This is a genomic window from Halomonas alkalisoli (genome assembly GCF_021412585.1).
Taxonomy (GTDB): Bacteria; Pseudomonadota; Gammaproteobacteria; order Pseudomonadales; family Halomonadaceae; genus Halomonas; species Halomonas alkalisoli.
The window spans coordinates 1-9,100 of record NZ_JAKCMI010000045.1; the positions used below are offsets into that span (position 1 = coordinate 1).

The window sequence follows — 9,100 nt, forward strand, 5'->3', positions numbered from 1 at the left end:
GGGCTGTGGGCCAGGCCGACGATGGGCAGGCCCGAGCGGATGCGCGAGGCGATCAGCGGCGTGTAGCCGGTGGAGGTCATGCAGGCGATGGCCGCCACGCCCTGCAGGTGGTTGGCGGCGTACATCGCCGACAGGGCGATGGTCTCGTCGATCCGCGAGAAGCCCTCGTGGATACGATGCCCCGACTCCTGGGCGATCCTCTCGCGCTCGGCGCCGAGGCAGACGCGGTTGATCGCCGCGATGGTCTCCACCGGGAAGTCCCCGGCGGCGGTCTCGGCGGAGAGCATCACCGCGTCGGTGCCGTCGAGCACCGCGTTGGCCACGTCGAACACCTCGGCCCGGGTGGGCAGCGGCGAGGTGATCATCGACTCCATCATCTGGGTTGCCGTGATCACCGCCCGGTTCAGGGTGCGGGCGCGCTTGATGATGCGCTTCTGCATGCCGATCAGCTCGGCGTCGCCGATCTCCACCCCCAGGTCGCCGCGGGCCACCATCACCGCCTCGGAGGCCTCGATGATCCCGTCGAGCGTCGCCGCGTCGGCCACCGCCTCGGCGCGCTCGAGCTTGGCCACCAGGCCGATCTCCTTGCCCGCCTCGCCCAACAGCTCCCGCGCTTCCTGCATGTCGGCGGCGCTGCGCGGGAACGAGACCGCCAGGTAGTCGACGCCGATGTCGATGGCGGTCTTGAGGTCGGCGCGGTCCTTGTCGGTGAGCGCCGGGGCCGAGAGGCCACCGCCCTCCTTGTTGATGCCCTTGTTGTTGGAGAGCTTGCCGCCCACCACCACGCTGGTGTGGATCAGGTGGTCGGCCACCCGGTTCACATGCAGCACCAGTCGACCGTCGTCGAGCAGCAGCCGATCGCCGGGGGCGACGTCGTCGGCCAGGGTCTTGTAGTCGCAGCCAACCCGGGTCACGTCACCGGCATCGGAGTCCAGCGCCATGTCGAGCAGGAAGGACTGCCCCTCCTCCAGCGTCACCGGCCCATCCTTGAAGCGGGCGATGCGGATCTTGGGGCCCTGCAGGTCGCCCAGGGCGGCCACCGCCCTACCCAGGCGGGCGGCGATCTCGCGCACCCGCTCGAGGCGGCGGCGGTGGTCGTCCGGCGAACCGTGGGAGAAGTTGAGGCGCACCACGTCGACGCCGGCCTCGATCATCGCTTCCAGCACGCCGTCGCGGTCGCTGGCCGGCCCCAGGGTGGCGACGATCTTGGTGCGACGAATGGGGTCATGGATGGGGGCATGGGGGGGAAGCGTCATGATGTCCTCGGCAAGACCAGAATGGCACGGAAGTCGTTGACGTTGGTTCGAGTCGGCCCGGTAACGATGAGCCGGTCCAGCGCCTGAAAGAAAGTATACGCGTCGTTGCGCGACAAGTACTCGGCGGGATCGAGGCCGAGCTCCCTGGCGCGGATCCAGTCGTCGGGACCGAACAGCGCACCGGCGTTGTCCTCGGAGCCGTCGATGCCATCGGTGTCGATGGCCAGTGCATGGATGCCCTGGGCGCCTTCCAGGGCATCGAAGAGGCCCAGCAGATACTCCACGTTGCGCCCTCCCCGGCCGTCTCCCTTGACCGTGACGCTGGTCTCGCCACCGGAGAGGATCAGCCGTGGCCCACCGCTCTCGGCGGCCGCATCCAGCGCCACGCGCGCCTGGGCCCGGCCCAGCTCGCGAGCTTCGCCTTCCAGGTCGTCCCCCAGCACGCTCACCGTGACACCGGCGGCCTCGGCGGCCTGTCTGGCTGCGTCCAGGGCGTCGCTGGCTCGAGCCAGCATCACACTGTCGTCGCGGACGAAAGCGTCATCCTGCGGCGAGGGGGCGTCACGACTCTCCTGCAGGTGGCGGCGCACGCTGTCGGGAATGGCGATGGCGTACTGCTCGAGCACCGCCAGGGCATCCGCCGGCGTCGAGCTGTCCGGCAGGGTCGGCCCGGAGGCGATCAGCGACGCCTCGTCGCCCGGCACGTCGGAAATCAGCCAGGTCACCACCTGGGCGGGATGCGCGGCCGCCGCCAGGCGACCCCCCTTGATCGCGGAGAGGTGGCGTCGCACGGTATTGATCTGGCTGATCGGCGCACCACAGCGCAGCAGTGCATGGTTGATGGCCTGCTTCTCGGCCAGGGAAATGCCCTGTGCCGGCAGCGTCATCAAGGCCGAGCCACCACCGGAGATCAGTGCGATGACGCGATCATCCTCGGTGAGCCCCTCGACCGCCTCGAGCATGCGCCCGGCCGCCTTCTCGCCCAGGTCGTCGGGCATCGGGTGCGACGCCTCGAGCACCTCGATGGTCGAGCACTCGGCGTCCAGCCCTTGAAGACCATGCGCGTAACGGGTCACCACCAGGCCGGAGAGCGGCGTCTCGGGGCAGCGGTCCTGCCAGGCACGCTCCAGGGCCGCCGCCATGGCAGCGGCGGCCTTGCCGGCACCGACCACCACGGTGCGCCCCGGCGGTGGGTCGGGCAGCAGGTCGGCCACCAGCGTATCCGGGTGAACGGCGGCAACGGCGACATCGGCAAGCCGTCGCAGCCAGGCCGCCACGTCCATGGCAGGATCGAAGGGGGGCAGAGCAGAATTCATGGGGCACCTCGCAGCGGGCGATAGGCTTCGACGGTAGCAGCAGAAACAGGGGGAAAAAAGCCCGACGACGGGCGGGTTCCAGCCGGGGATCCCGCCGTCGGGTCAAGGGCCACCAGGGGCGGCCATGGGATGGGCGACGACCCGACGCCCATCAGGGGAAAACACCGACCGAGTGTCTGCGCGACGGGCACACCGCTTGCCGTGCCAGTCGATGCTTCCCCGGTACGGTCGTTCAGCTGCCGACTTCATGGTCGGCCAGCGACTCGAGCGCCCTCAGGATCCCGGCGTGATCCCAGTCGGCACCGCCCTGGGCGGCACAGGCCTGGAACAGCTGCTGGGCGTTGGCCGTGCCGGGCAGCGCCAGGTTGAGGCTACGCGCGCCTTCCAGCGCCAGGTTGAGGTCCTTCTGGTGCAGCTTGATCTTGAAGCCCGGATCGAAGGTGCGCTTGATCATGCGCTCGCCGTGCACGTCGAGGATCTTCGACTGGGCCAGGCCGCCGAGCAGCGACTCACGCACCTTGGCCACATCGGCGCCCGCCTTCGAGGCGAACAGCAGCCCCTCGGCCACCGCCTCGATGGTCAGCGCCACCACGATCTGGTTGGCCACCTTGCAGGTCTGGCCGGCACCATGGCCGCCGATATGGGTGATCGTCTTGCCCATCACCTCGAGGATCGGCAGGGCGCGGGTGAATCCCTCTTCGGTGGCGCCAACCATGATGGTCAGGGCCGCGTTGATGGCCCCGCCCTCGCCGCCGGATACCGGTGCGTCCACATACTCGCCGCCGGCATCAACGATGCGCTTGGCGAATGCCTGAGTGGCGATGGGGGCGATCGAGCTCATGTCGATGACCAGGGTCCCCGGCTTGAGCCCCTCGATGACGCCGTTCTCGCCGAACAGTACCGCTTCCACGTCGGGGGTGTCCGGCACCATGGTGATGACCACCTCGGCCTGCTCGGCCACGGCGCGCGGGCTGTCGAGTTCGCGCATGCCCTTCTCGGCCAGGGTGGCGTCGAGGGTGCCGCGCTTGACGGTGACGAGGTCATGGCCGGCGTCGAGCAGGTGACCTGCCATGGGGCGGCCCATGATGCCGAGGCCAATGAAACCGATCTTGCTCATGATGATTCTCCTTTCAGCTTGTCTTTGTCATTTGCAACCTTACCCGGCGGCTGTCGCAGGTGACGTCGCCACTCGGGGCTGATCCGTCGGCAGGCCCCGGAGCGCCGGACCGTCGATGAGGCGCTGTGAACCCTTCCCTGGGCGCTACCGATTCCTTCCCTGGAATCGGACCTCCTCTTCGGCCTGCCCCCGGCGCCCCTCGTTAAGGGGTCTGCAGCGCTCTTCAGCCGCGGGCCTGATCGAGCCAGCCCAGTCCTTCTCTTGTCGTGGAAGCCGGCTTGTATTCACAGCCGATCCAACCGTCATAGCCCAACCGGTCGAGGTGAGAGAAGAGGAACGGGTAGTTGATCTCGCCGGTGCCAGGCTCGTGCCGCCCCGGGTTGTCGGCCAGCTGCACGTGGGCGATGCGATCCAGGTGCTTCTCGATGGTCGGCGCCAGGTCACCCTCCATGATCTGCATATGATAGATGTCGTACTGCAGCTTCAGGTTGGCGCTGCCCACCTCGTCGAAGATCGATAGCGCCTGCTCGGTGCGGTTGAGGAAGAAGCCGGGGATGTCGCGGGTGTTGATCGGCTCGGCCAGCAGCAGGATACCGGCGGCCTCGAGCTTTCCAGCAGCATAGCGGAGGTTTTCCACCAGGGTGCGACGCGCCTGTTCCAGGCTCACGCCCTGGGGTTGAATGCCGGCCAGGCAGTTGACCTGCTTGCAGCCGAGCGCAGTGGCGTAGTCGATAGCCTGCTCGACCCCGGCGCGAAACTCCTCGACGCGATCCGGATGGCAGGCAATGCCGCGCTCGCCGGCGGCCCAGTCGCCGGCCGGCAGGTTGTGCAGCACCTGGGTCAGGCCGTTGGCGTCCAGTCGAGACTTGATCTCGGCCGGCGTGTAGTCATAGGGGAAGAGGTACTCGACGCCCTTGAAGCCCGCATCGGCGGCGGCCTTGAAGCGATCGAGGAACGCCTCCTCGGTGAACAGCATGCTGAGATTGGCGGCAAACTTGGGCATATCGAACTCCTTTGGGTCGTACGTTATTGCTAGGGGCTTGTCTTGCGACAGGCCTGCGAGAAGGCGCTGTGAATACATCCCTGTACCCTACCGATTCCTTCCCTGGAATCGGACCTCCTCTGCGGCCTGTCCCAAGCGCCCCTTGGTCAGAGCGCAGGTTTCATGTCAGGGCGCTGATCGAGGTCGGCGCATCGGCGACGTTCTCGGCCAGAGCCTCGAACTCGTTGATGCCACCCAGGTCGGTTCCCATGGCGATATTGGTCACCCGCTCCAGGATGATCTCGACCACCACCGGCACCCGGTGCTCGGCCATCAGCTCGCGGGCCCTGGTCAAGGCGGGGGCGATCTCCTCGGGCCGGGTCACGCGCAGCGCCTTGCAGCCGAGCCCCTCGACCACAGAGACGTGATCCACGCCGTAGTCGTTGATCTCCGGGCAGTTGATGTTCTCGAACGAGAGCTGCACGCAGTAGTCCATGTCGAAGCCGCGCTGGGCCTGGCGGATCAGCCCCAGGTAGGAGTTGTTCACCAGCACATGGATATAGGGCAGCTTGAACTGCGCCCCCACCGCCAGCTCCTCGACCATGAACTGGAAGTCGTAGTCGCCGGAGAGCGCGACCACCTGGGCATCCGGATCGGCACGGCAGACGCCGAGAGCCGCGGGGATGGTCCAGCCCAGCGGGCCCGCCTGGCCACAGTTGATCCAGTGCCGCGGCTTGTAGGTATGGAGGAACTGGGCACCGGCGATCTGTGACAGGCCGATGGTGCTGACATAGCGGGTATTCTTGCCGAATACGCGGTTCATTTCCTCGTAGACCCGCTGCGGCTTGACCGGCACCTCGTCGAAGTGGGTCTTGCGCAGCAGGGTGCGCTTGCGCTCCTGGCACTCCTCGGCCCAGCTGCTGCGATCCTTCAGCTTGCCTGCCGCCTTCAGCTCGCTCGCCACCTCGATGAAGAGTTCGAGCGCCGCCTTGGCGTCGGAGACGATGCCGTAGTCGGGGCCGAAGATGCGACCGATCTGGGTGGGCTCGATATCCACGTGGACGAACTTGCGCCCTTCCGTATAGGTCTCGAGGTTGCCGGTGTGGCGGTTGGCCCAGCGGTTGCCGATACCCATCACGAAATCCGACGCCAGCAGGGTGGCATTACCGTAGCGATGCGAGGTCTGCAGGCCGACCATGCCCGCCATCAGCGGATGATCGTCCGGGATGGTGCCCCAGCCCATCAGCGTCGGGATCACCGGCACGCCGGTCAGCTCGGCAAATTCGGTCAGCAGGTCGCTGGCATCGGCATTGATGATACCGCCACCGGCCACGAGCAGCGGGCGCTCGGCCTCGTTGAGCATGGCGATGGCCTTCTCGACCTGGGCGCGCGAGGCGCTGGGCTTGTAGGCCGGCAGCGGCTCATAGGTGTCGGGATCGAACTCGATCTCGGTCATCTGCACGTCGATGGGCAGGTCGATCAGCACCGGCCCCGGGCGCGAGGAACGCATCAACTGGAAGGCCTGCTGGAAGACGCGCGGCACCTGGGCCGGCTCCAGCACGGTGACGGCCCACTTGGTGACCGGACCGGCAATCGCCTGGATGTCCACCGCCTGGAAATCTTCCTTGTGCAGCTTGGCTCGCGGCGCCTGGCCGGTAATGCACAGGATCGGAATCGAGTCGGCGGTGGCCGAATAGAGACCGGTGATCATGTCGGTGCCGGCAGGCCCGGAGGTGCCGATGCAGACCCCGATATTGCCGGCCTTGGTCCGGGTATAGCCCTCTGCCATGTGCGAGGCGCCCTCGACGTGTCGGGCCAGCAGATGGTCGATACCGCCGACCTTGCGCATGGCGGCATAGAAGGGATTGATGGCGGCACCAGGCACACCGAAGGCAACGTCGATGCCTTCCTTCCTGAGCACGTGAACGGCGGCTTCTGCTGCGGTCATACGAGCCATGATGATTCCTCCAGTGAGGGGCGTTGTTCTTAGTGGAAATTGTTTTTGGAAAATATTTCTGTATACCGAGATTAGGTCCGCCTGAGCCCGTCGTCAATATTTTATGGAAAGTATTTTCATAAAAATTATTTGGCACAAAAAAACCCAAGCTCCATCAGCAGCTTGGGTTGTTATCGGTTCATCACGAACCGCAAAAAATCAGTCGACGCTGACTCGCAGCGCCAGCGGGTACTCGTCGCAGTTGTCGCCCTCACCGCCACGATCGACGACCGCTGAGCGCAGCCGACTCAATCCACCCTCACCTCCGCCTCGCCAATACCGGCGAAGTCGAGATGCACCCGCTGACCGGCCAGCATCTCCACGACCCCGTCGAAGGTACCGGTGGTGATCACCTCGCCGGCGACAAAACCCTCGCCATCGCGGCGAATGCGGTCGTTGACCATCGCCACCAGCAGCTCGGCGGGATCACCGCCGGGGTGGTTGCCGCAGCCGCTCAAGACTACCTCGTCATCCAAGCTCATGCAGTAAGTGGCATTCTTCATCTGCGTTAGGTCACCGGCGGGGACACCGCTGCCCAACACGAAGGCGCCATGGCTCAGCCCATCGGCCAGCTGCCAGAGCGGCGGCACCTCGGGCCAGGCGATGAAGCGGCTGTCCACCAGCTCGATGGCGGCATGCAGGCTGGCGACGTTTGGGGCGATCTCGGCCAGAGTATAGGGCGCCTTCCGAGCCGGGATGGCCGCCCCCAGCACCACCGCCAGCTCCGGCTCCAGGTAGACCCGATGAAAATCGTTGCGAACGAAGCGCCCCGGTGAGGCCTGACTCCACTCGGCGAGCAGCCGCGAGTAGCGCGGCACCTCACCCTTGACGATGCCCCCCAGCTTCCAGCCGGAGTGGGTGCCCAGGGCTGACGAGATCCGCGCCTGGATGGCGTAGGCCGTCGGTACATCGTTCAAAGGCAGGTCATCCGGCAAATCAATAAGCTTCCCCGGGGGATAAGCCGCCAGCAGGTGATTAGCGGCGGTATCGATCAGCATCTCCGTACTCATGCTCAGAACCCTTTAGCCACACCACGAGGCCGGGCCGGCTGTGGCTTGTCACACTTCAGGAAGCGCCCATGTCCCGGCACGGCGGTCGGTTCACCGTCGCGGGACACCACCTGGCCGCGGCACAGGGCAAGCACCGGCCGCCCGGTAAGCTCTAACCCCTCATAGGGGGTGTAGTCCACGGCATGGTGCAGGGCCGCGTTGCGCACTGTGGTGCGGGCCTCAGGGTCCCATAGGGTCAGATCGGCATCGCTGCCGATGGCGATGGTGCCCTTGCGGGGATAGAGGCCATAGATCTTGGCCGGGTTGGTGGCGGTCAGCGCAACGAAGCGGGTGGCATCGATGCGCCCCTTCACCACCCCCTCGGAGAAGAGGATCGCCAGCCGCGTCTCGAGCCCCGGAATCCCGTTGGGGATATGGTGGAAGCCGGCCTCGTCTCCATGCAGCTTCTTGCCCTGAGGGTCATCGTAGCGGAAAGGGGCGTGGTCCGAGGAGAAGACCTGGAAGACGCCACTCTCCAGCGCCTGCCACACCGCCTCCTGGGCCGCCTTGTCGCGGGGGGGCGGGCTGCATACGCACTTGGCGCCCTCGAAGCCCTCCTTGTCCAGATCGGCGGCGGTGAGCATCAGGTACTGGGGGCAGGTCTCGCCGTAGACCCGCAGGCCGCGTCCCTGGGCCCAGCGGATCTGCTCGATGGCCTCGGGACCGGACACATGCACGATCAACAGTGGCACGTCGATCAACTCCGCCAGGGAGATGGCGCGGTGGGTGGCCTCACGCTCGGCGATCGCCGAATGCGCCACGCCGTGGTAGAACGGCGACGTCTGTCCCTGGGATTCGAGCAGTTCAGTGAGGTAGGCGATGCAGTCGGCGTTCTCGGCATGCACCATCACCATGCCGCCCTCGCGGCGGGCCATGGCCAGCACCTCGAGGACCTCCCGGTCATTGAGCTTGAGGTCGTCGTAGGTGAGGTAGATCTTGAAGGAGCTGTAGCCCTCGGCGATCAGCGCCGGCAACTCCTCCTTGAGCACCGTCTCGGTGGGGTCCGTGACGATCATATGGAAGGCGTAATCGATCAGCGCCTGGCCCTCGCTGCGGCGGTGATAATCCGCCACCGCGGCACGCAGGCTCTGCCCCTTCTGCTGGGCGGCAAAGGGGATCACCGTGGTCGTCCCACCGCAGGCCGCCGAGCGAGTGCCGCTCTCGAAGCCGTCGGCCATCACCGCGCCGTCGCTCAGGGGCTGATCCAGATGACAGTGGGCATCGATGCCGCCGGGCATTACCCAGAGGCCGTCGGCGTCGATCACCTCCTCGGCGCCCTCCAGGCCCTGGCCAAGGGTGACGATGCGCCCATCCTTGATGCCGATATCGGCGTGGTAACGATCGGCGGCGGTGATGATCAGGCCGTTCTTGATCAGGGTATCTA

Annotated in this window: 7 protein-coding genes; all 7 read right to left on the reverse strand. The window is 66.4% G+C overall.

Annotation, left to right across the window (positions count from 1 at the left end; translation table 11 throughout):
* The coding region (gene pyk / locus LY622_RS21545; protein WP_234292775.1) for a pyruvate kinase at positions 1–1,256 on the reverse strand (1,256 nt) is incomplete at its 3' end.
* Entirely contained in the window at positions 1,253–2,572 is a 1,320-nt protein-coding gene (locus tag LY622_RS21550) for a glycerate kinase type-2 family protein (RefSeq protein WP_234292776.1), read from the reverse strand. The genes pyk and LY622_RS21550, both read right to left, overlap by 4 nt.
* A 232-nt stretch (positions 2,573–2,804) precedes the next feature.
* Complete coding sequence (locus tag LY622_RS21555) at positions 2,805–3,689, reverse strand: 2-hydroxy-3-oxopropionate reductase (protein WP_234292777.1); 885 nt, start codon at positions 3,687–3,689, stop codon at positions 2,805–2,807.
* Between the two features lie 223 nt (positions 3,690–3,912).
* Positions 3,913–4,692, reverse strand: a complete 780-nt coding sequence (gene hyi, locus LY622_RS21560; protein WP_234292778.1) for a hydroxypyruvate isomerase — start codon at positions 4,690–4,692, stop codon at positions 3,913–3,915.
* A gap of 160 nt (positions 4,693–4,852) precedes the next feature.
* Entirely contained in the window at positions 4,853–6,628 is a 1,776-nt protein-coding gene (gene gcl / locus LY622_RS21565) for a glyoxylate carboligase (RefSeq protein ID WP_234292779.1), read from the reverse strand.
* Positions 6,629–6,915: 287 nt separating this feature from the next.
* On the reverse strand, positions 6,916–7,677 hold the full coding sequence (locus LY622_RS21570) for a 2-keto-4-pentenoate hydratase (RefSeq protein WP_234292780.1): 762 nt from the start codon (positions 7,675–7,677) through the stop codon (positions 6,916–6,918).
* 2 nt (positions 7,678–7,679) lie between these two features.
* Positions 7,680–9,100: dihydropyrimidinase (gene hydA / locus LY622_RS21575; RefSeq protein ID WP_234290128.1), on the reverse strand; the 1,421-nt coding region annotated here is incomplete at its 5' end.

Coding starts and splice junctions, on each gene's coding strand:
- LY622_RS21550 (WP_234292776.1), bottom strand. CDS start 2,572: ATGAATTCTGCTCTGCCCCCCTTCGATCCTGCCATGGACGTGGCGGCC.
- LY622_RS21555 (WP_234292777.1), bottom strand. CDS start 3,689: ATGAGCAAGATCGGTTTCATTGGCCTCGGCATCATGGGCCGCCCCATG.
- hyi (WP_234292778.1), bottom strand. CDS start 4,692: ATGCCCAAGTTTGCCGCCAATCTCAGCATGCTGTTCACCGAGGAGGCG.
- gcl (WP_234292779.1), bottom strand. CDS start 6,628: ATGGCTCGTATGACCGCAGCAGAAGCCGCCGTTCACGTGCTCAGGAAG.
- LY622_RS21570 (WP_234292780.1), bottom strand. CDS start 7,677: ATGAGTACGGAGATGCTGATCGATACCGCCGCTAATCACCTGCTGGCG.